Raw genomic sequence first — 19,383 nt, 5'->3', positions numbered from 1 at the left:
GTCAGCTGCCCTCTCTGCTGAGTTCGTCGGCCAGGAAGGCGGCCTGCTCCCGCAGCTGCGGGGTGGGGGTGGAGTACACGTGGGCGAACAGCTCGGACGGGTCCGGCTCGGCGTCGCGGGAGACGCCCTCGCGCATGGCGGCGGCGACGGCCTCGGCGCGTTCGGTGATCTCCGTCCGGCGGGCCTTGGTGAGCAGGCGCTTGCGCTTCAGGTACGCCTCCATGCGCAGCAGCGGGTCCCTGGCGACCCACGGGTCGACCTCCTCGTCGCTGCGGTACCGGGTGGCGTCGTCGGCGTTGGTGTGCGCCTGCATGCGGTAGGTGTGCGCCTCGACGAGCTGGGGCCCCTCGCCCGCGCGGGCGGCGGCCACGGCGCGGTCCAGGACGGCGAGCACGGCGGGGGTGTCGTTGCCGTCGACGCGCTCGGCGTTCACCCCGTAGCCGACGCCCTTGTGGGCGAGGGAGGGGGCGGCGCTCTGGCGGGCCAGTGGGACGGAGATCGCGTACTCGTTGTTCTGCACGAAGAAGACGACGGGGGCCTTGAAGACTGCGGCGAAGTTGAGCGCCTCGTGGAAGTCGCCCTCGCTGGTGGCGCCGTCGCCGCACATGGCCATGGCGACGGTGTCCTCCCCGCGCAGGCGGGCCGCGTGGGCGAGGCCGACGGCGTGCAGGAGCTGGGTGGCGAGCGGGGTGGCCTGCGGGGCGACGCGGTGCTCGTAGGGGTCGTAGCCCGCGTGCCAGTCGCCCTTGAGGAGGGTGAGCACCTCGACCGGGTCGACGCCGCGCGCGACGACGGCGGCGGTGTCGCGGTAGGTCGGGAAGAGCCAGTCGCCCTCGGCTAGGGCCAGGGCGGCGCCGGTCTGGCAGGCCTCCTGCCCGTGCGACGAGGGGTAGACGGCCAGGCGTCCCTGGCGGACGAGCGCGCCGGCCTGGTCGTTGACGCGGCGGCCGACCACCAGGGAGGCGTAGGCGGCGAGGAGCCGGTCGGCCGTGGGGAAGGGCAGGGCGGCGCCGGCCACCGGACGCCCGGTCTCGTCGAGCAGCCGTACCGGCTGCTCGGAGGGGAGCAGGTCCTGGGCGTCGGCCATGGCCTCTACCTCCTGTGTCCGAGGGGTGTGTACAGACACATGGTGCAGTTTGTTGCCATCTGTTCGCCACAAAGGGGTGAGAATCAAGAAAACGTCGGTTTCTTCCCCGAGATCGGTGACCGTTCGTCCATCGATGTGACCCAGAACACCCCCTCGCGTGGACAGGTGGCCGGAGCGCCGTCCCCGCGGACACCGCCCCGTCCCGTCACCGGGCCGACGCGCCGCCCGGTCCGCACGCCCGCGGGGCCTCGTCACCGGTCCCGGCGGAGGTGCGGCCCGGCCTGGGGCGGCGCCGCGTGCCCGGCCGCCCGCGGTGGGAGCATGGACCGGTGCACACCACCCCGCCGCGCAAGGAGGAGGCCCGCCCGTGAGCGACGAGCGCGAGAACCTGACCTATGAGCTCTTCGGCACCGCGATGCGCGACCTGGCCCACGCGATCGCCGACGACGGCTTCGAACCCGACATGATCCTCTCGATCGCGCGCGGCGGCCTCTTCGTCGCCGGGGGCCTGGGGTACGCGCTCGACGTCAAAAATCTCCATGTGATGAACGTGGAGTTCTACACCGGGGTCGGCACGACCCTCGACATGCCCGTCGTGCTGCCGCCGGTCCCGAACCTGGTGGACCTGAGCGACAAGAAGGTCCTCGTCGCCGACGACGTGGCCGACACCGGCAGGACCCTCAAGCTCGTGCACGACGTCTGCGCCGAGCACGTCGCCGAGGTGCGCAGTGCGGTCGTCTACGAGAAGCCGCAGTCCCTGATCAAGTGCGAGTACGTGTGGAAGCACACCGACCGGTGGATCAACTTCCCGTGGTCGGTGGAGCCGCCCGTCGTCGTCCGTACCGACCAGGTGCGGGACTCCTGACGGAAGGTTCCCGCCCCCGAAGCCCGGGGCGCTCCTCGTCGTTCACCGGCCCAGGAGTTCCCGCGCCCGCTGGTGCAGCAGGGGCGCGACCGCCGGGTCGTCCCCGCGTTCGATGCGCAGGAGCAGGCGGGCGATGACGAACAACTGTGCACGTACCCCGTCAGGGGTGGCCAGCTGGTCACCGAACACCCGGTGTACCCGCTCGGCGGTCTCCGGGTGGGTGAGGCTGTGGCAGTACAGGGTGGCCGCGTCGAGCCCGGCCGGTCCGCAGCCCCACAGTTCCCAGTCCAGCACGCCCAGGCCGGGGCCGAGGAGGTTGGCCCAGTGCAGGTCGGCGTGTGCCGTGGCCCAGTGGGTGACGGTCGGGTCGATGGCGTCACCGAAGAACACCAGCAGACGCCGAGTGACGGCGTCCTGGTCGACGGCGACCCGCTCCGTGTCCTGTTCGGTCAACCGGTCGAGTGCGCCGCGCAGATCCGACCACCAGCCATCCCCTACCTTGGGTCGATCGTGGAGGAACGGGGTCGGTGAGCAGACATCCCCGGGAAGGAGGGTGGACGCCTCGGCGCGGACCCGCCGAGGCGGGTCGTCCCATTCGGTGACCTCGACGACCTCGGGCCGCGGAACCCCGGTGAGGGCGGTGGCGTCGGTGTTGCCGGTCCAGACCCGCCCGTAGGCCCATGCGGGGAACTCGGTGGTGACCCGTACCCACAGGTCGCCGTGCGGACTGTGTGCGGGCGCGCCGATGGTCCGGTCCCGCCATCCGAACACCGGTTCCCCGGCCAGGTCGAGGACGAACTGCTCGGCCGCCTGTGCGAGCAGGGTCCGCATGTGGTCGCGGTGGCGCTGGCCGGCGAGTTCCTGGGCGGTGGTCATGGGTCGACGATATGACGCAGGTACCGCCCCGGGTCGGCCACGTAGCTGATCACGCGGCGCCAGTCGTCGGTGGTCATGGTGCCGTGCGTACCTTCGGGACCGCTATCGGCGTAGCAGTGGGTGCACGCCAACTGGCACTTGCCGGTGATCTCCAGCCAGACGAACCGCAACGGGGGAGCGGCCTCGGGGATATGGGTCTCTCGGGTAGTCATCACGGGGGCCCCTTCTGATGCAGTCATCTCACGTAGTCATCACGGGGTGTTGCTGCCTCGGCGGGTTCACGGCCGAAGGTATGACGGTGGGTAGATCCCCGCGCGGCCGGGCCCGAGGCGGCCGGGCGCGCGGGGGTCTACCTGCGGCCGCCGCCGTCGAGGAGCGCACGGACCTCTGCCTCGCGGAACCGGCGGTGCCCGCCCGGGGTGCGCACGCTGCTGAGGCGGCCGGCCGCCGCCCAGCGGGTGACCGTCTTGGGGTCCACCCGGAACAGCCTCGCGACCTCGGCAGGGGTGAAAAGTTTTTCCGGAAGGGTCTCGATCATGGTGTCCTGCTTCCTGTGAGGGGTCACCCGCGGGTGTGGGTGAGGGTGTCGCCGCAGTGGCGGCAGGTCTGCGTGCGGATGTTCGGCCATCTGGGGTCGGCCGGGTCCGGGATGTAGTCGTGCTGGCCGCTGGTGGTCTTCTCGCACCTGGTGGCGCCGTCCACGCCGTGCTCCTCGGGGGAGGTGTGGAAGGGCGCGCCCCGGCCCCCGCTCAGGGCGCGCCCGGTCTCAGAGGACGGAGACGGCGCGGACGGCCGCCATCCATACGGCACGAAGGCCCCCGGCCGGAACGCAGGGGTCGCCGGACGGGTCCGAGCTGCCGGACGGAGCAGAGTTGCCGGACCGGGCTGCGGGGACTCGGCCTGCTGCCCCTGCGGCCGCGAGCTGGTCGTCGGCGGGGAGGGCCTCCAGTGGCGAGTGCCAGGTCAGCGGGTGCGGATGGGGGTCCGGCCCGGGGACTGTGACGACGCGGGTCACGGGCCCCCGGCGGGCCGCGTAGACCGCGTGGCCCTGGAGGTCGGGGCCCAGGTAGGTGACGGCCGCCCCGTGGGCGGTGGCCCAGGCGGTGAGCGCCGCCATGGTCGGAAGCTCGCGGAGATCGCACACGGTGCGGCGGACGGCGCTCATGCGGCCCTCACCCCCCGGCCGTACTCCTCGGACTGCCGGGCCAGGGCGATCAGGACGACCAGGCCGCGCCGGGAGGCGTCCCGGCGGGCGCGAAGCCGGTAGGGGTCCAGCGGTACGACGGGCGCGAGGCCGCCCACGCGCGGGCGTTCCGGCGAAGGCGTCGGGGAGGAGACACCGGTCGGGCTGATCGGCCAGATGATCGGGATAGGTCCGGTGACCACGTGCGGCCGGGGGGCCAGGGGCCTTGCCGCGTACCGGCGGACACGGCCGGAGCGTCGACGAACCGCATGAGCGTCGGCGCGGGCGACGAGCCACAGCGCGGACAGGATGAGAAGCAGGTAGCGCAAGGCATACCTCCGGTAAGGATGCCAGGTGGGAAGCCCGGCGGGGAATTGAACTGCCTCTATCCTGAAACATGGAATACACGTTTTCAAGCCCCTCGGGGAATCCAGTCCGTGGAATACATGTTTGTCCGGATTCCCTGCCCCGGTCATACGATCAGGGAGCACCGGCACACCAGGAGCAGCAGATGAGCGAGCGATACTCACCCACCGTGCGCCGACGGCGGCTCTCCGAGGAGCTGCGCCGTCTACGCCATGACGCCCGCATGACCCTCGACGACGTGGTCAAGGCGACCGAGTGGTCACGCGGCAAGCTCGGCAACATCGAGAGTGGCCAACGGCAGAGACCGCAGGTTGCCGAGATCAGAACGCTCCTCGACACCTACAAGGTCACCGATCCCGGGATCCGTGAAGCTGTGCTCAGCCTGTGCCGACAGTCGAGGGAACGCGGCTGGTGGGTCCGCTACCGCGACGTCCTCAGTCCTAAGTTCGTCGGGTTCGAGGCCGAAGCCTCCGTCATCTGCAACTGGGAGTTGGCCGTAGTCCCTGGCTTGCTTCAAGTGCCCGAGTACGTGGAGCTGATCAGCCGCACCGCGCTCGTGCGCGACCCGAAGGACGTGCAACGCGTCGTCGACGCGCGCATCGAACGCCAGCGCGTGATCTTCGAGGACCCGCCCGATGATGTCTGGCTTGTGTTCGACGAGACGGCGCTCGTGCGCCTGCGCGACCATCCGACCGTCCTGCGCGCCCAGGTCGCACGCCTCATCGAGGTCGCCGAGCGGCCCGAGGTCACGATCCAGTTGGTGTCGCACACCCGATTGCACCCCGGCACGGGTGGGCCTTTCGTCATCATGGATTTCCCCAGCACGATCGACCCGTCGGTCGTCTACCTGGAAACCGACACCGATGGCCTGTACCTGGAAGAGGCCGACGAAGTCGCCAGGTACAGACGGCTGTTCGACCACCTACGCCTCACGGCACTTCTGCCGGAGGAGACTGTGCCCCGACTACGAGAAATGATCGCCTGAGATGAGCAGTTCAATTCCCGATTCCCTGTTCCACAAGTCCAGCTACTCCCAGCCGCAGAACTGCGTCGAGGTCGCTGAGATGCCGTCCGCGACCGCTGTCCGTGACACCCAGAACCGCGGCCTGGGCCACCTCTTGTTCAAGTCGCGGGAGTGGGCTGGCGTGATCGCCGCGGTGAAGGCCGACCGGTAGCGACTCAAACAGAAGGGCCCCGACCGATGATGGCCGGGGCCCTTCTGCGTTCAATTCCCACGAGGAGTTTACCCACACGGAGGGGCGCCAGACCAGTCCGACATGTCGGGCTCCACCAGGCGAGAGCCCCGGTCTTCTACAGAACCCCGAATACATCGAGGTCACCGCACAAGCCGCCCTGGCCCAGCGTCCGACGATTACCCTTCAGATGACCAGGGCGAATCAGCTCAACGCCGGGAGCGGCGGCTCGTTTGTGCTCCTGGAATTCCCAGAGCCGGTCGATCCCACGGTGGTCTAACTGGAGCCCGACACCGATGGCCTATACCTGGAAGAGCCCGACGAAGTTGCCCGGTACCGCGCACTGATGAAGCACCTGGTGATGACTGCTCTCCGCCCCGGAGAGACAGCTGACCGTCTACGACAGATGATCGAGTAACCCCATGAACTCAGTTCCCGCTGACCTTCTCTTCCGCAAGTCTTCCTACAGCCAGCCGACCGGCAACTGCGTCGAGGTCGCGGACCTCCCGAGTGGCGCCGCGGTCCGCGACTCCCAGAACCCCATGGCGGGGCACCTGGAAGTCCCCGGCCCGGAGTGGTCCGCGCTGCTTGCCAGCGTGCGCACCAAGTAGCGCACACAAAAGGGGCCGCATGCACGCGCAAGCGGCCCCTTCTCAGTTCCCGCGCCGAGTCTACCCACCCTGAGGGGACCCGAGCAGTCCGGAATGTCGCACATTCTCCATCGGGACCGACCCGCCCCCGGCACAACCGCCGATCAGCCAGCTCTCACCCCCGGGCGCTGCGCAGACGCTCCCCCAACCACGGCGGCACCCGCCCCGAATCCCTCGGGTAGTAACGCGCGTCCAGGGCGAAGCTGAACGCGGGCGGCGGCACGGAGAAACGGGGCTCGCCGTCCCGGTCGTAGACGATCCGCCACCCCCCGTTCCGCTCCAGGACCAGCTCCGCGCAGAACCAGGCGCCCCTCCCCTCGGAGTAGGTGACCGACCGCAGGAGCGCCATCTCGGCCCGCAGGTCCTCGTTCAGTCCCAGTTCCTCATCCCCTGCGGGCCCGGTGGCCACGAGGGTTCCGCCCGCGTAACCGACGAGCGCCCGGTACGACAGCCGCAACCTTTCCCAGTCCCGCCGCCCGGCCGCGGCGCGCAGGAGGTCGCCGATCCGGTCGAGCAGGGCGACGCGTCCGGCCGCGTCCGGCCGCGCCGGCGGAACGCTGGGCCGCCCGGGAGGACCGGGCCAGGGCGGGTCGAAGGCGGATGCCTCGTCCAGCAGCGCGGCCCACGCGGGGCGCCACGCGGGGGAGCGCGCCGCCATCTCCTCCGCCAGGAATTCCAGGTTCTCGGGGGTGCCGTCGCGCCGCCCGCGCTCCCAGGACGGCCAGTGGTCGTACACGCGCTCCAGGACGACCTCTCCGCCGGAGACGGTGATCCGGGCGAAGAGCCACCGCCCGCGCTCGGGGTGCGCCTCCTGCGAGCGCAACCGCTCCAGCAGTTCGGGCAGGCCCGTGCCGACGGGGGCCGCCGCCCCGTCGTCCAGGGTGAGGCCCCCGGGGCGGGGCGCGCGGAAGACCAGGACGAGGGCGCCGCCGTCCGCGTTCCGGTCGCGCACGGCCGCCGCCGACGCGGCCAGCTCGGCGAGCAGTGCCGCCTCCGGCCGCCCCGTGCCGTCCGGGACCGGCGGGGGCGCGGACGGGCCCTGCGCCCCGGCCCCGGGAAGCGGGAGGGCCGTCACCGCCCCGGGGCGGTCGAGCTCCCCGGCCGACCGCATGGCGTCGCCGACCAGCAGCAGCCGTTCGCCCAGCCCGATGAGGGGCCATCCCCCGGACGCGGGCCCGCCCTGCCCGGCCGGGGTTTCCCGGGGCTCTTCGTCCCCCGTGAGCCCGAGGCCGCGCGCGCACTCCAGCGCGCGCCCGGTACGGGCGCCCCCCGTGTGCTCCTCCAGGTGCCCGAGCACGGCCTCCAGCACGCCGGCGTCCACCGTGCGCTCCTCGGCACGGGCCACCAGGGTTTCCAGCGCGTCCCTCAGCGGACCCCGGCCGAACCCCTCCGTGTCCGGGTCCAGGATCTCCATCCGCCACACCAGCAGGTCGGCGTCGGCCCCCTCGACCGCCGCGCCGAGCCCGTCGTCGTCCCAGTCGTCGGGGTAGGCCGTACGGGCCCAGGCTCCGTCCCACCAGTAGGCGAAGTCCGGGCACGGCCTCCGTTCCAGCCACTCCCACGGCAGCCAGTCGGGAGCGCCCTCGAACGGGTCCACCGGACGCGACCACCCCCGCTCCGGCGAGTCGAGGCCGTGCTCGCCGACCAGCAGGAAGCGGCCTCCCGCCACGCGGACGAGCTCGAACCCCGCCCCTGCCCCCGCACCGCCGCGCCGGACAACGGGACCCTCCGCCACGCAGTCGGTACGCCCCAGCCCGGCGCACACCGACGCGTACACCCCGGCCCTGGCCCACAGGGTCTCCGGTTCGGGCAGGTCGAAGGGCAGTCCTGGCCGGTGGAACGCCATCGTCGGGCCTTTCTGGGGATCCGTCCTGGGACTGTCTTCCTACCCCGTGGCGGGGCGTGCGCTCGCCGCCCGCCCCCGCCGGTGCCGCCTCGGCCGGCTCACGCCCCGGCGTCCCCGCCCGCCGCGTCCCCGCCTCCGGCGCCGCCGGCCCCGGCCCGCCCCGCGGCGCGTCCGGCCGCCTCGGCCCGGGCCTCCTGCCCGCCGTCCGCCCCGGCGGCCCGCTCGGCCGCCCGCCTACGCTGGGGCACCACCGTGTACTTCGGGTCGGCGGCGGACTGCTTCCCGGCGTGGAAGACCCCCAACCGGGTACACGCCGAACCGGCGAGCAGTGCGGCGCCGCTCAGCGCGGACACCGTCCGGCTGCGGCGGCCCAGCACGGCCCCGGCCGCGCCGGCCAGGGTCAGGGCCTTGGCCGCGCGGACGAAGGCGCCCGCCGTGCCCAGCCGGTAGGGCTCCCCGGCCAGTCCCATCCGGTGCTCCATGGCGGTGGACACCGCCGTCTCCACGAGCGCGCCGCCCACGGCGGCCCGGCGCGCGGGTCCGCTCTGCCCGAGGGGCGAGGCCACCAGCCCCGCCCCGCCCGCCGCGGCCGAGGCCGAGGCCGCGAACAGGAACGGCATGTACCGGTACCCCTCGTGCCAGGACGGCACGGCGGTGTCGCACACCAGGGGCGCCGTGTAGGTGGCGACCAGGGGCCCCACCGCCGCGGCGCCGAGGGTGGCCGCCCGGCCGATCCGCGGGAACCACCCGGTCGCGGCGGTCACCGCGGCGACCCCGGCGAGCGGCCCGTACGCCGTGAGGATCCACGTCCCCACGCTCATCGGCGAGGTCGGCTTGACCACGCGGAGCATGTTCAGGAAGCGCTCGGGCCGCCCCAGGTCGTGGACGAGCGCCACCACGGACCCGGAGATCGCGGCGAGGGCCGTGTACTTGAGCGGGCGCGCCAGGGCGTCCCGGCCGGTGAGATCGGCCCCGGCCGCGAGAACCGACGACGCGCCGGCCAGCCCGCCCAGGAACAGGTACCCGCCGATGTCGGAGGCCTCCCACACCACCTGGTTCAGGACGGGCCGCCCGTAGTAGGAGCGGAACTCGGCGTCGGGCGCCCGCGTGGGCCCGCCTCGCCGCCCGCCGTGCCGGCGGCGCTGCTCCTCCCCGACCACCCGTGCGCTCCCGGTGACCGCGTCCCGTCCGGGCCGCTGCCCCCGCACGCCCTCCCTCGTCACGTCCGACGTGCTCACCGTCGCCTCCCCGCGAACGCGGCGGCCGCTCCGACCAGCAACGCGGCGGCCGCCAGGCCCGCGTGCGCCCACATCGACGGCAGGTCCCGGGTGGTGACCACCGGGTCCGGCGGCATCCCGTAGACCTCGGGCTCGTCCAGCAGCAGGAAGAAGGCCGCGTTGCCGCCCACCCCGTCGCCGGGGTCCTCGCCGTACAGCCGGGCCGAGGAGACCCCCGCCCCGTGGAGGTCCTCCAGGCGCGCCGCCGCGCGCTCCCGCAGCTCGTCCAGGTTCCCGAACTGGATGGAGTCGGTGGGGCAGGCCTTGGCGCAGGCCGGCTCCATGCCGTCGCCGATCCGGTCGTAGCACATGGTGCACTTCCAGGCCCGGCCGTCGTCCTCGCGGCGGTCGATGACGCCGTAGGGGCAGGCCGAGACGCAGTACCCGCAGCCGTTGCAGATGTCCTGCTGGACGACCACGGTGCCGAACTCGGTGCGAAAGAGCGAGCCCGTCGGGCACACGTCCAGGCAGGCGGCGCTGGTGCAGTGCTTGCACACGTCCGAGGCCATGAGCCACCGGAACTCCTCGCGCTCCTCCTCGCCGGTGTAGGCGCCGGGGAGTTCCGTGGACGGCATGCCGAGGTCGACCGGCGCGGGGCGGCCCACGCCCGCGTCCTGGTGGCCCAGGGGTCGCCGCTGCTCGACGAAGGCCACGTGGCGCCAGGTGTCCGCCCCCAGCCCGACGCTGTTGTCGAACGACATGGCGGTGAAGTCCAGGCCGTCCTCGGGTACGGAGTTCCACTCCTTGCAGGCGACCTCGCAGGCCTTGCAGCCGATGCACACGCTGGTGTCGGTGAAGAACCCGACCCGCTCCCGCTGCTCGTCCCCGTACCCCTGCCCGGTGCCGCTCTCCCCCGGGTCCCCGTGTCCCCGCGCGCTCCGCACGACCACGGTCACACCTCCGTTCCGGTCCGCTCGGTGATCCCGGCGCGCTCGCGGTGGGAGCGCACCAGCTCCTCCCTGTCCGCACCGCGCGGCCGACGCCCCGGGACGATGTCGGCGGTGAGCGCCTTGACCTCCTGGATGTGCGTGTTGGGTTCGAGCGCGATGGACATGAGTTCGTTGGCGGCGTCACCGGTCGTGTAACCGTTGGGGCCCCAGTGGTAGGGGAGGCCGATCGTGTGGACGACCCGCCCCTGGACGCGCAGCGGCGCCATGCGGTCGGTGACCAGGACCCGCGCCTCGATGGCGGCGCGGGCGGTGACGAGGGTGGCCCAGCCCCCGTTCTCCAGGTCCCGCTCGGCGGCCAGCTCGGGGCCGACCTCGCAGAAGAACGCGGGCTGGAGCTCCGCGAGGTAGGGGGTCCACCGGCTCATGCCCCCGGCCGTGAAGTGCTCCGTGAGGCGGTAGGTGGTCACCAGGTAGGGGTAGACCTCCGCGCCAGGGGTCCCCGCCTGCGGGTGGTACCGGTTGTACTCGTGCGGGTACAGGAGCCGGGTGGGGTTGCGCTGCCGGCCGTAGAGCGGGTTCTCGAAGGGGGTCTCCTGCGGCTCGTAGTGGGTGGGCAGCGGCCCGTCGTGGAGGCCGGTCGGCGCGTACAGCCACGCACGCCCGTCGGCCTGCATGATGAACGCGTCGGTCCCGCTGAGGGCCTCCACGCCCCGGGCCCCCTCCGGCGGCCGGTAGTCCGGCGCCTTGTGCAGCTCGAAGTCGGGGACGTCGTGTCCGGTCCACTCACCGCGCCCGGCGTCCCACCACACCAGCGCCTTGCGCTCGCTCCACGGCCGGCCCTCCGCGTCGGCCGACGCCCGGTTGTACAGCAGCCTCCGGTTGGCCGGCCAGCTCCAGGCCCACTCGGCGGCCACCCAGTCCTGCTCCGACCCGGGCTTGCGGCGCGCCGCCTGGTTGACGCCGTCGGCGTAGATCCCGCAGTAGATCCAGCAGCCGCAGCTCGTGCTGCCGTCCGCCCTCAGCTCGGTGTAGGAGCCGAGCGGGGCGCCGTCCGGGCCGCGGCCGTTGATCTCGGCCAGGACCGCCGCCGCGTCGGGGTCGCCGTGCTCGTCGGTCGGATAGTCCCAGGTCAGTTCGAGCAGGGGCAGGTCCCGGTCGAGCCCCGAGTCGGCGAGGAGCGCGCGCAGCATCGTGCCGAGCCGGTGGACGAACCACAGGTCGCTGCGCTGGTCGCCCTTCGGGCGCACGGCGCGGTCGCGCCACTGGACCGTGCGGTTGGTGTTAGTGAAGGTGCCCTCCTTCTCCGTGTGGCAGGCCGCCGGGAAGAAGAACACCTCCGTGGCGATGTCCTCCGTGCGGAGCTCGCCGGACTCGATCTCGGGCCCGTCCTTCCACCACGTGGCGCTCTCGATGAGGGAGAAGTCGCGGACCACCAGCCATTCGAGGTTGGCCATGCCCATCCGCTGCGCGCGGCTGTTGGCGGAGCCCACGGCCGGGTTCTCGCCCATGAGGAAGTAGCCCCGGCACTCGCCGCGGATCTGCGCCATGACCGTGTCGTAGGTGCTGTGCGAGCCGGTCAGGTGCGGCAGGTGGCCGAAGCGGTAGCCGTTCTCCTCCGTGGCGTGGTCGCCCCACCAGGCCTTGAGCAGGCTGACGGTGTAGGCCTCCATGTTCGTCCAGAAGCCCTTGTAGGAGGCGCCGTTGGTCCTGATGTACTCCTGGAGGGACCCCTCGTGGGCGGCGTGGGGCATCGGCAGGTACCCGGGCAGCAGGTCGAACAGCGTGGGGATGTCGCTGGACCCCTGGATGCTGGCGTGCCCCCGCAGCGCCATGATGCCGCCGCCGGGCCGGCCGATGTTGCCCAGCAGGAGCTGGAGGATGGACGCCGTCCGGATGTACTGGGAGCCGACGGTGTGCTGGGTCCAGCCCACCGCGTAGCAGAACGCCGAGGTGCGGTCCCGGCCGGAGTTGCGGGTCAGGTGGTCGCAGACCCGGGCGAACACCTCCCGGGACACCCCGCACACCTCCTCGACGAGCTCCGGCGTGTAGCGCGAGTAGTGCCGGCGGAGGATCTGGAACACGCAGCGCGGGTCGGTCAGCGTCCGGTCCTCGCGGGGGACGCTGCTCATCACCGCGCCGCCCGACCCCTGCTGCTCGGGCCGGCCCGTGCCGCGCACGCGGTCGAAGTTGGCGCGGTCGCCCGCCGCGGCGGCGACCGGAGCCCCGTCGTACATCCAGCTGGAGGTGTCGTAGCACCGGCCCTCGGCATCGAAGCCGGAGAAGAGCCCGTCCAGGTCCTCGGTGTCCCGGAACTCCTCGGAGACGATCGTCGCCGCGTTCGTGAACTCCAGGAGGTAGTCGCGGAAGTACTTCTCCTCGGTGAGGACGTGGTTGACGATCGCCCCGAGGAAGGCGATGTCGGTGCCCGCCCGGAGGGGGACGTGCAGGTCGGCCAGCGCGCTGGTGCGGCTGAACCGGGGGTCCACGTGGATGACGACGGCGCCGCGCGCCTTGGCCTCCATCACCCACTGGAAGCCGACCGGGTGCGCCTCCGCGAAGTTGGACCCCTCGATCACGATGCAGTCGGAGTTCTGGAGGTCCTGGAGGAAGGTGGTCGACCCGCCGCGGCCGAAGGAGGTGCCTAGCCCGGAGACCGTGGAGCTGTGGCACACGCGCGCCTGGTTCTCCACCTGGACCACGCCCAGCGCCGTGAACAGCTTCTTGATGAGGTAGTTCTCCTCGTTGTCCAGCGTCGCGCCGCCGAGGCCGGCGATGCCGAGGGTCCGCGCGACACGGCGCCCGTCGACCTCCTCCTCCCACGTCTCGGCCCGGGTGCGCGCCACGCGCTCGGCGACCATGGACATCGCCGTGCCGAGGTCGAGCTCCTCCCAGTCGGCGCCGTACGGGCGCCGGTAGAGGACCTTCTCCTCGCGGGCCGAACCGGTGGTGAGCTGGAGGCTGGCCGACCCCTTGGGGCACAGGCGCCCCCGGCTGATGGGGGAGTCCGGGTTCCCCTCGATCTGGATGACGCGCTCGTCCTTGACGTACACGTTCTGACCGCATCCGACGGCGCAGTAGGGGCAGACCGACTTGACGACCCGGTCGGCGTCGGCGGTACGGGGCCTCAGGTCCTCCGTGGCCCCGGAGCGGGCGGCGGCGCCCCGGCCGAGGCGGTCCCCGCCGGTGGCCTGCCGGTACACCGGCCACGACTCGATCCACGTGCGTACGCCCATGCTCGCCCCCGAACCGGCCCCGCGGGCCCGTCGACCTCTCCCGCTGACCCGCGGGCACACGGCTCCACCGTCCGCGAGGCGCGGGCGGCGGCGGGGGAGGACACGCCGCTCATGGGACAGTCATGGAACTCGCCTGGGGCTGGGGTTCCACGGGCCCGGACGTCCGGATGTTTCACGTGAAACACGGAGGTCGGCGCGGGCGGGAACCGCGCCTCCCGCCCGCGGCCTCCGGCCGGAGGGACGGTCCCGACACGCCCTCCGCCCGGTAAGAAATGCCTTTGCCCTGCGTTAGCGGGCCCGGAGTCGGGCAGGTGCGAGGCTGTGAGGGACACATCATGACGACAGGCGGGGGACCAGTCACATGACCGACGTATCCAGCCAGGGCTCCTTTCCCGGCGACGACCGCGAGGTGCTCACGAACAGGCAGGGACACCCTGTCTACGACAACCAGAACCAGCGCACGGTCGGCGAGCGGGGGCCCGCGACCCTGGAGAACTACCAGTTCCTGGAGAAGATCAGCCACTTCGACCGGGAGCGCATCCCGGAGCGGGTGGTGCACGCCCGCGGCGCGACCGCGTTCGGCTACTTCGAGTCCTACGGCACGTGGGGGGACGAGCCGATCGACCGCTACACGCGGGCCAAACTCTTCCAGGGCAAGGGCAAGCGGACCGACGTGGCACTGCGCTTCTCGACCGTCATCGGCGGCCGGGACTCCTCGGAGTGCGCCCGCGACCCGCGCGGATTCGCCATCAAGTTCTACACCGAGGACGGCAACTGGGACCTGGTGGGCAACAACCTCGCGGTGTTCTTCATCCGCGACGCCATCAAGTTCCCGGACGTGATCCACGCCCTCAAACCGGACCCGGTCACCTTCCGCCAGGAACCCAACCGCATCTTCGACTTCATGTCGCAGACACCCGAGTGCATGCACATGCTGGTCAACCTGTTCAGCCCGCGCGGCATCCCCGCGGACTACCGGCACCAGCAGGGCTTCGGCGTCAACACCTACAAGTGGGTCGACGCCACCGGGAACACGGTCCTGGTCAAGTACACGTGGATGCCCAAGCAGGGCGTGCGGAGCATGACCGAGGCCGACGCCGCCAACATCCAGGCGACCGAGACCGGGCACGCGACCAAGGACCTGCACGAGGCGATCGAACGCGGCGACCACCCCGAGTGGGAGCTGCTCGTGCAGATGATGAGCGACGACGAGCACCCCGAACTGGACTTCGACCCGCTGGACGACACCAAGACGTGGCCGGAGCAGGACTTCCCGCCCAAGCCGGTGGGGAGGATCGTGCTCGACCGCAACGTCGCGAACAACTTCGCCGAGAACGAGCAGATCTCCTTCGGCACCGGTGTCCTCGTGGACGGCCTGGACTTCTCCGACGACAAGATGCTCGTCGGGCGCACCTTCTCCTACAGCGACACCCAGCGCTACCGTGTGGGGCCCAACTACCTCCAGCTCCCGGTGAACCAGGCCAGGAACGCGAACGTGCGGACCAACCAGCGCGACGGCCAGATGAACTACTACCAGGACCCCGCCGGGGAGAACCCGCACGTCAACTACGAGCCCTCCATCACCGGCGGCCTGCGCGAGGGGCAGTACCCCACGCACGACGACCAGGGCCCGGAGATCCGGGGCAAGCTCACGCGGGCGCGCATCTCCCGTACCAACGACTACAAGCAGGCGGGCCAGCGCTACCTCCTGATGGAGCAGTGGGAGCGGGACGACCTCGTCCACAACTTCACGACGCTGCTCTCCCAGTGCGACCGCCCGATCCAGGAGCGCATGGTCTGGCACTTCCTCCTGGTCGAGGACGACCTGGGACTGCGCGTCGGAGAGGGACTGGGCATCGGCCCCGAGGACGTGTCCCACCTGAAGCCGCTCCAGAGCCAGGACCTGACCGGGGAGGACCGCGAGCGCCTGGGCCGCCTGGGCCGGAACGGGGCCCGCGACGTGTCGGGGCTGACCATGACCCACTGCGTGCCCAACACCCGGCACGTGGTCGAGCGCTGAGGGCGGCGGCCGTGGACATGGGGAGGGCCCTCGGGAACGCCTCGTCGGCCGTCGGCCGGGGCCTGCTGGCAGGGCTGGTCGGCACCGCCGCCATGACCGTGTCCAGCACGGTCGAGGCACGGCTGCGGGGCCGCGCCGACAGCTCGGCCCCGGCCGACGCCGCCGGGAGGCTGCTCGGCGTCAGGCCGAGGGACGACGCGGGCGGACGCAGGTTCGGCGCCCTCGTCCACTGGGGCTACGGGACCTCCTGGGGAGCGGTCCGCGGGCTGCTCGGCGCCGCGGGCCTGCGCGGTCCCGGAGCGGCGGCCGTCCACCTGGCCGCGGTGTGGGGAGGCGAGCAGGTCGTCCTGCCGGCCACCGGCGCGGCGCCTCCCGCCTGGCGGTGGGGGGCCGGGGAGATCGGCCTGGACCTGCTGCACCACGCGGTCTACGCCTGCGCCGCCGGAGCCGCCTACGAGTGGCTCGACCGGAGCTGATCCGCCGGGACCGCGACGGGCCCCGGCCCCCTCGTCGGGGGCCGGGGCCCGTCGTGTGAGCCCGTTCCGGCTAGCGCCGGGCCCTGCGCGAGGGCGCCAGGAGCAGGCCGAGGGCGATCATGCCCACCCCCAGGCCCAGGTGGAGCCAGTTGTCGGCGTCGTTGAGCGGCACGAAGTTCGCGGCGCTGTCGAAGTCGATCACCAGGCCGTAGAGCCACAGCACCAGGTAGATCACGCCACCGCCGACGAGGAAGAGCTTCGCCGAGGCCGCGGTGCGGGCCATCGCCACCCCGGCCACGCCGAAGAGCAGGTGGACCAGGTTGTGCAGGATCGACACCTGGAAGAGGCCGAGCAGGTGCGCCTCGGAGTGGTGGCCGGCGAACTGCAGCTGGTCGGTGTTCGTGGTCAGACCGGGGATGAACCCCATGATCCCCACCAGCAGGAAGACGATGCCGACGATGAGGGCGGCGAGTCGGATCGGCTGCCGGGACAGCCGGGTCACGCCCTGGGTCGGAGTCCGATCGGACATGATTCCTCCACATTGGTCGGATTAGCCCCATCCGCCCCTCCCCTTCCGGCGAGGGGTATCGCCCCCACTACCCGAAGTGATGCGGAAGACACACCCGGGAGACCCCGGTTCCCGAGGCCTCCCACCTGCCCGGGAGGCCCCGGGGACCGGAGCCGGGCGGGGACACGGCGCGCCCGCCGGGGGACCTCCGCCGCGGCACGCGGTCGGCGGCACCGTCCCGGCGGACACGCCGCGAGCGCCCCGGGGCTCCCTGTCGGTCGTCGGTCTGTCGGTCGTCGGTCTGTCGGTCTGTCGGTCGTCGGTCTGTCGGTCTGTCGGTCGTCGGTCTGTCGGTCTGTCGACAAACGGTCCCGCGGGGGCGACGCTACGCGTGCAGGTCCCCGGGGATCTCGGCGGAGAGCGTCAGGTCGCGGAAGACGGCCCGGAACCCCTCCCGCTCGGGCGAACAGCACATGACCCCGACCTGGCAGGACTCCGGCAGCGGCAGGTACCCCAGCCGCAGGAGGCGCCAGCCCGCGTCGCCGTCGAGGTACTGGACGTTGAGCGCGTCGCCGGTGCGGATCACGCGGAGGGTGACCTCGCCGGTGTGCGCGAGCGGCACCACCGACCAGTCGGAGTGGCCGCGGGTGAGGACCGTGCTCAGGGTGAGCGCGCCCTCGGTGAACTCGACGCCCGCCTTGACCCAGTGCTCCTCGTCCGCCCGGACCATGAGGCCGACCTGGTCGTACTGGACCTCGTAGCATCCGCCGAAGGTGGCCTGGAGGGTGAAGTCCCCGGTCGCGGTCGCGTGCCGGAAGTGCCCGTCGTCGTGGACGAACCCGTAGTGGGTCCGGCGCCAGAAGTCCGTACGGCTTCCGGTCGTGACCGTGAGGACGCCGTCGTCCTCGGTCCAGTGGGGAGGTTCGTTGAGCCAGGTCATCTCGGGGAGCACGGCGCCACCTCTCGGGTCGGGAGACGAGAAGTCTATGGGAGGGCTCCCACGCGGACGGATCGCCATGTCCACAGGTCGACACGGCGACACAGTGACACGGCGACAGGGAGACAGGGCGATACGGCGACACAGAGATGAGGCGGCCGGGAGACCGGGCGGGGAAGCGGTTCAGGGGCGGAGGACCGGCGTACCGGCCCTCCGCCCCTGGCGCCTAGGGGGCGGGGGTGGGCTCGGCGTCGTCCACGTGCAGGTCGACGCCCATGGGCTCCTTCACCATCGAGACGGCGACGAAGGAGACGGCACAGGCCACCACGATGTAGGCGCCGATGGTCCACGAGGCGTCGAAGCTGGTCAGCAGCAGCTCCGCGATCATCGGCGCGAACGCGCCGCCGAGGATGGCGCCGAGCGCGTAGCCGATCGACACGCCCGAGTAGCGGATCTCGGCGGGGAACATCTCCGCGTACAGCGCCGACTGGGGGCCGTAGCTGAGGCCCATGCCGAGGGTGAACACGAAGACCGCGACGAAGTACATCAGGACGTTGCCCGTGTCGATCATGAACCACATCGGCACGGCCCAGGCGGCCAGCATCGCGTAGCCGATCTGGAAGGTGCGCACCCGGCCGATCCGGTCGCAGAGCCATCCGCCGTACAGGGTGGAGATCAGCCAGCCGAACGAGGCGAGCGTGGTCGCCAGCAGTACCGGTCCGCGCTCCATGCCCAGGCCGAACTCCTCCACCGGGCGGGACGCGTACGTCGCGAGGAACGCGATCACGAGGTACCCGGCCGCGTTGTTGGCGAGGAAGATCAGCGCGGAGAGGACGACCTCCCTGGCGTTGCCGCGGAACAGCTGGCGCAGCGGCGCGGAGGCCTTGGCCCGGCGCTCCTGCATCAGCTTGAAGACCGGGGACTCCTCCACGGACTTGCGGATGAGGTGGCCCACGATGATCAGCAGGAAGGACATCAGGAACGGGATGCGCCAGCCCCAGGCCAGGAACGCCTCCTGGCCGATGACCACGGTGATCGCCCAGACGACGAAGGTCGCGAGGATCATGCCGCAGGGGACGCCGATCTGCGGGTAGGCGCCGAAGTAGCCGCGCTTCCCGGTCGGCGCGTGCTCCACCGACATCAGCGCGGCCCCGCCCCACTCGCCGCCCGCGGAGAAGCCCTGGAGGATGCGCAGGAGGATCAGGAGGACGGGCGCCGCCACGCCGATCTGGGCGTAGGTGGGCAGGGCGCCGATGAGGAAGGTGGCCAGGCCCATCATGACGAGGGTGGCGACGAGCACCTGCTTGCGGCCGAACTTGTCGCCGAGGGCGCCGGCGACGATCGCGCCCAGCGGCCGGAAGAGGAACGAGATGCCGATGGTGGCGAACGAGAGCACCTGGGCCACCGCGGGGCTGGTCTCGGACAGCGGTGCGAGGAACAGCGGTGCGAGCACCAGGCCGGCGGCCTGCGCGTAGATGAAGAAGTCGTACCACTCGATGGTCGTGCCGACCATGGTGCCAGCCAGGACGCGGCGGCGCTCCCTTGTCTCGACGGCGTCGGCCGGCACGGGGGCCGCGGGGTCGGAAGGTGCCATTGCTGCTCCGTAGGTTCTCTGCCGACCGGGGGTCGGGTTCTGCTGAGGGGCTCGGCCCTCGGTGGCCGGGAGGACGGTCACCGGTCCGGGGCGCGGTCGCGCGCGCCGGACACGTCGTCCGCGTCCTTCGCGGGGACGTGACGGGGCACACAGACCATACGGACACCATGCCATGTGACTCAAGGCACTTTTGACAAGGGGGTCCCTTTATCGCAGATGAGAGACCCTAACCTGACCGAACGGTCGGTGAGGATTTGGGCACGGAGCGGACAACCAGCCCCGGCCGGAGGGCGCCCGCGGCCCTCCCGGAACGGCGGCCCGGAGCCCGTCGGCGCGGCACCGCCGGGAAGGGGGCTCGGCGAAGGGGGCGCGGCGGCCCCAC

Annotated in this window: 21 protein-coding genes; 7 read left to right on the top strand and 14 right to left on the bottom strand. The window is 71.9% G+C overall.

The features are described 5' to 3' along the window. Position 1: 1 nt before the first annotated feature. On the bottom strand, positions 2 to 1,087 hold the full coding sequence (pdhA, locus tag ACFQBR_RS21975; protein WP_344179131.1) for a pyruvate dehydrogenase (acetyl-transferring) E1 component subunit alpha: 1,086 nt from the start codon (positions 1,085 to 1,087) through the stop codon (positions 2 to 4). A gap of 367 nt (positions 1,088 to 1,454) precedes the next feature. On the opposite strand from pdhA, the gene ACFQBR_RS21970 reads away from it, so the two are divergent. Continuing rightward, the gene (locus tag ACFQBR_RS21970; RefSeq protein ID WP_344179133.1) at positions 1,455 to 1,952 is read left to right on the top strand and encodes a phosphoribosyltransferase; all 498 of its coding nucleotides are present in this window, start codon (positions 1,455 to 1,457) and stop codon (positions 1,950 to 1,952) included. 42 nt (positions 1,953 to 1,994) lie between these two features. Here ACFQBR_RS21970 and ACFQBR_RS21965 read toward each other — a convergent pair whose 3' ends face one another. The 6 genes from ACFQBR_RS21965 to ACFQBR_RS21940 form a co-directional block, all read right to left on the bottom strand. Further along, the gene (locus ACFQBR_RS21965) at positions 1,995 to 2,828 is read right to left on the bottom strand and encodes a phosphotransferase (RefSeq protein WP_344179135.1); all 834 of its coding nucleotides are present in this window, start codon (positions 2,826 to 2,828) and stop codon (positions 1,995 to 1,997) included. Continuing rightward, positions 2,825 to 3,040, bottom strand: coding sequence for a hypothetical protein (locus ACFQBR_RS21960; protein ID WP_344179138.1), 216 nt, complete (start codon positions 3,038 to 3,040; stop codon positions 2,825 to 2,827). Before ACFQBR_RS21960 ends, ACFQBR_RS21965 begins: the two co-directional genes overlap by 4 nt. 137 nt (positions 3,041 to 3,177) lie before the next feature. After that, positions 3,178 to 3,366, bottom strand: a complete 189-nt coding sequence (locus ACFQBR_RS21955; protein WP_344179140.1) for a BldC family transcriptional regulator — start codon at positions 3,364 to 3,366, stop codon at positions 3,178 to 3,180. Between the two features lie 23 nt (positions 3,367 to 3,389). Further along, on the bottom strand, positions 3,390 to 3,530 hold the full coding sequence (locus ACFQBR_RS21950; RefSeq protein WP_344179143.1) for a hypothetical protein: 141 nt from the start codon (positions 3,528 to 3,530) through the stop codon (positions 3,390 to 3,392). Between the two features lie 64 nt (positions 3,531 to 3,594). Further along, entirely contained in the window at positions 3,595 to 3,993 is a 399-nt protein-coding gene (locus ACFQBR_RS21945) for a hypothetical protein (protein ID WP_344179145.1), read from the bottom strand. Next, positions 3,990 to 4,340: a hypothetical protein gene (locus ACFQBR_RS21940; RefSeq protein WP_344179147.1), complete on the bottom strand. Its 351-nt coding sequence runs from the start codon at positions 4,338 to 4,340 to the stop codon at positions 3,990 to 3,992. Before ACFQBR_RS21940 ends, ACFQBR_RS21945 begins: the two co-directional genes overlap by 4 nt. A 182-nt stretch (positions 4,341 to 4,522) precedes the next feature. On the opposite strand from ACFQBR_RS21940, the gene ACFQBR_RS21935 reads away from it, so the two are divergent. The 4 genes from ACFQBR_RS21935 (at position 4,523) to ACFQBR_RS21920 (ending at position 6,181) form a co-directional block, all read left to right on the top strand. Beyond that, complete coding sequence (locus tag ACFQBR_RS21935) at positions 4,523 to 5,362, top strand: helix-turn-helix domain-containing protein (protein ID WP_344179149.1); 840 nt, start codon at positions 4,523 to 4,525, stop codon at positions 5,360 to 5,362. Between the two features lies 1 nt (position 5,363). Further along, on the top strand, positions 5,364 to 5,552 hold the full coding sequence (locus ACFQBR_RS21930) for a DUF397 domain-containing protein (RefSeq protein ID WP_344179151.1): 189 nt from the start codon (positions 5,364 to 5,366) through the stop codon (positions 5,550 to 5,552). Positions 5,553 to 5,850: 298 nt separating this feature from the next. After that, the gene (locus ACFQBR_RS21925) at positions 5,851 to 5,988 is read left to right on the top strand and encodes a Scr1 family TA system antitoxin-like transcriptional regulator (RefSeq protein WP_344179202.1); all 138 of its coding nucleotides are present in this window, start codon (positions 5,851 to 5,853) and stop codon (positions 5,986 to 5,988) included. 4 nt (positions 5,989 to 5,992) lie between these two features. Next, a complete protein-coding gene (locus ACFQBR_RS21920) occupies positions 5,993 to 6,181 on the top strand; it encodes a DUF397 domain-containing protein (RefSeq protein ID WP_344179153.1) in 189 nt (62 codons plus the stop codon). A gap of 154 nt (positions 6,182 to 6,335) precedes the next feature. On the opposite strand, the gene ACFQBR_RS21915 is transcribed toward ACFQBR_RS21920, so the two are convergent. The 4 genes from ACFQBR_RS21915 to fdh all read right to left on the bottom strand — a co-directional run bounded on the left by ACFQBR_RS21915 (position 6,336) and on the right by fdh (position 13,466). After that, positions 6,336 to 8,066, bottom strand: coding sequence for a hypothetical protein (locus tag ACFQBR_RS21915; RefSeq protein ID WP_378554275.1), 1,731 nt, complete (start codon positions 8,064 to 8,066; stop codon positions 6,336 to 6,338). Positions 8,067 to 8,164: 98 nt separating this feature from the next. After that, positions 8,165 to 9,304 (bottom strand): NrfD/PsrC family molybdoenzyme membrane anchor subunit, encoded by a 1,140-nt coding sequence (gene nrfD, locus ACFQBR_RS21910; protein WP_344179157.1) that lies wholly within the window; start codon positions 9,302 to 9,304, stop codon positions 8,165 to 8,167. Further along, positions 9,301 to 10,227: a 4Fe-4S dicluster domain-containing protein gene (locus ACFQBR_RS21905; RefSeq protein WP_344179204.1), complete on the bottom strand. Its 927-nt coding sequence runs from the start codon at positions 10,225 to 10,227 to the stop codon at positions 9,301 to 9,303. Before ACFQBR_RS21905 ends, nrfD begins: the two co-directional genes overlap by 4 nt. Positions 10,228 to 10,235: 8 nt before the next feature. Then, entirely contained in the window at positions 10,236 to 13,466 is a 3,231-nt protein-coding gene (gene fdh / locus ACFQBR_RS21900) for a formate dehydrogenase (protein ID WP_344179159.1), read from the bottom strand. A gap of 361 nt (positions 13,467 to 13,827) precedes the next feature. On the opposite strand from fdh, the gene ACFQBR_RS21895 reads away from it, so the two are divergent. Both ACFQBR_RS21895 and ACFQBR_RS21890 read left to right on the top strand, forming a co-directional pair. After that, complete coding sequence (locus ACFQBR_RS21895) at positions 13,828 to 15,486, top strand: catalase (protein WP_344179161.1); 1,659 nt, start codon at positions 13,828 to 13,830, stop codon at positions 15,484 to 15,486. A gap of 17 nt (positions 15,487 to 15,503) precedes the next feature. After that, positions 15,504 to 15,962, top strand: a complete 459-nt coding sequence (locus ACFQBR_RS21890) for a hypothetical protein (RefSeq protein WP_344179206.1) — start codon at positions 15,504 to 15,506, stop codon at positions 15,960 to 15,962. Between the two features lie 70 nt (positions 15,963 to 16,032). Here the strand turns inward: ACFQBR_RS21890 and ACFQBR_RS21885 are convergent, their stop codons facing one another. The 3 genes from ACFQBR_RS21885 to ACFQBR_RS21875 form a co-directional block, all read right to left on the bottom strand. Next, positions 16,033 to 16,491, bottom strand: coding sequence for a DUF4383 domain-containing protein (locus tag ACFQBR_RS21885; protein ID WP_267947373.1), 459 nt, complete (start codon positions 16,489 to 16,491; stop codon positions 16,033 to 16,035). Between the two features lie 364 nt (positions 16,492 to 16,855). After that, positions 16,856 to 17,422 (bottom strand): DUF1349 domain-containing protein, encoded by a 567-nt coding sequence (locus tag ACFQBR_RS21880; protein WP_344179164.1) that lies wholly within the window; start codon positions 17,420 to 17,422, stop codon positions 16,856 to 16,858. Between the two features lie 211 nt (positions 17,423 to 17,633). Then, entirely contained in the window at positions 17,634 to 19,001 is a 1,368-nt protein-coding gene (locus tag ACFQBR_RS21875) for an MFS transporter (RefSeq protein ID WP_267947371.1), read from the bottom strand. Between the last annotated feature and the right edge of the window lie 382 nt (positions 19,002 to 19,383).

Source organism: Nocardiopsis tropica, assembly GCF_042660575.1.
Lineage (GTDB): Bacteria > Actinomycetota > Actinomycetes > Streptosporangiales > Streptosporangiaceae > Nocardiopsis > Nocardiopsis tropica.
The sequence above is the reverse complement of the archived record's forward strand: the minus strand, read 5'-3'. Positions and strand labels throughout refer to the sequence as shown.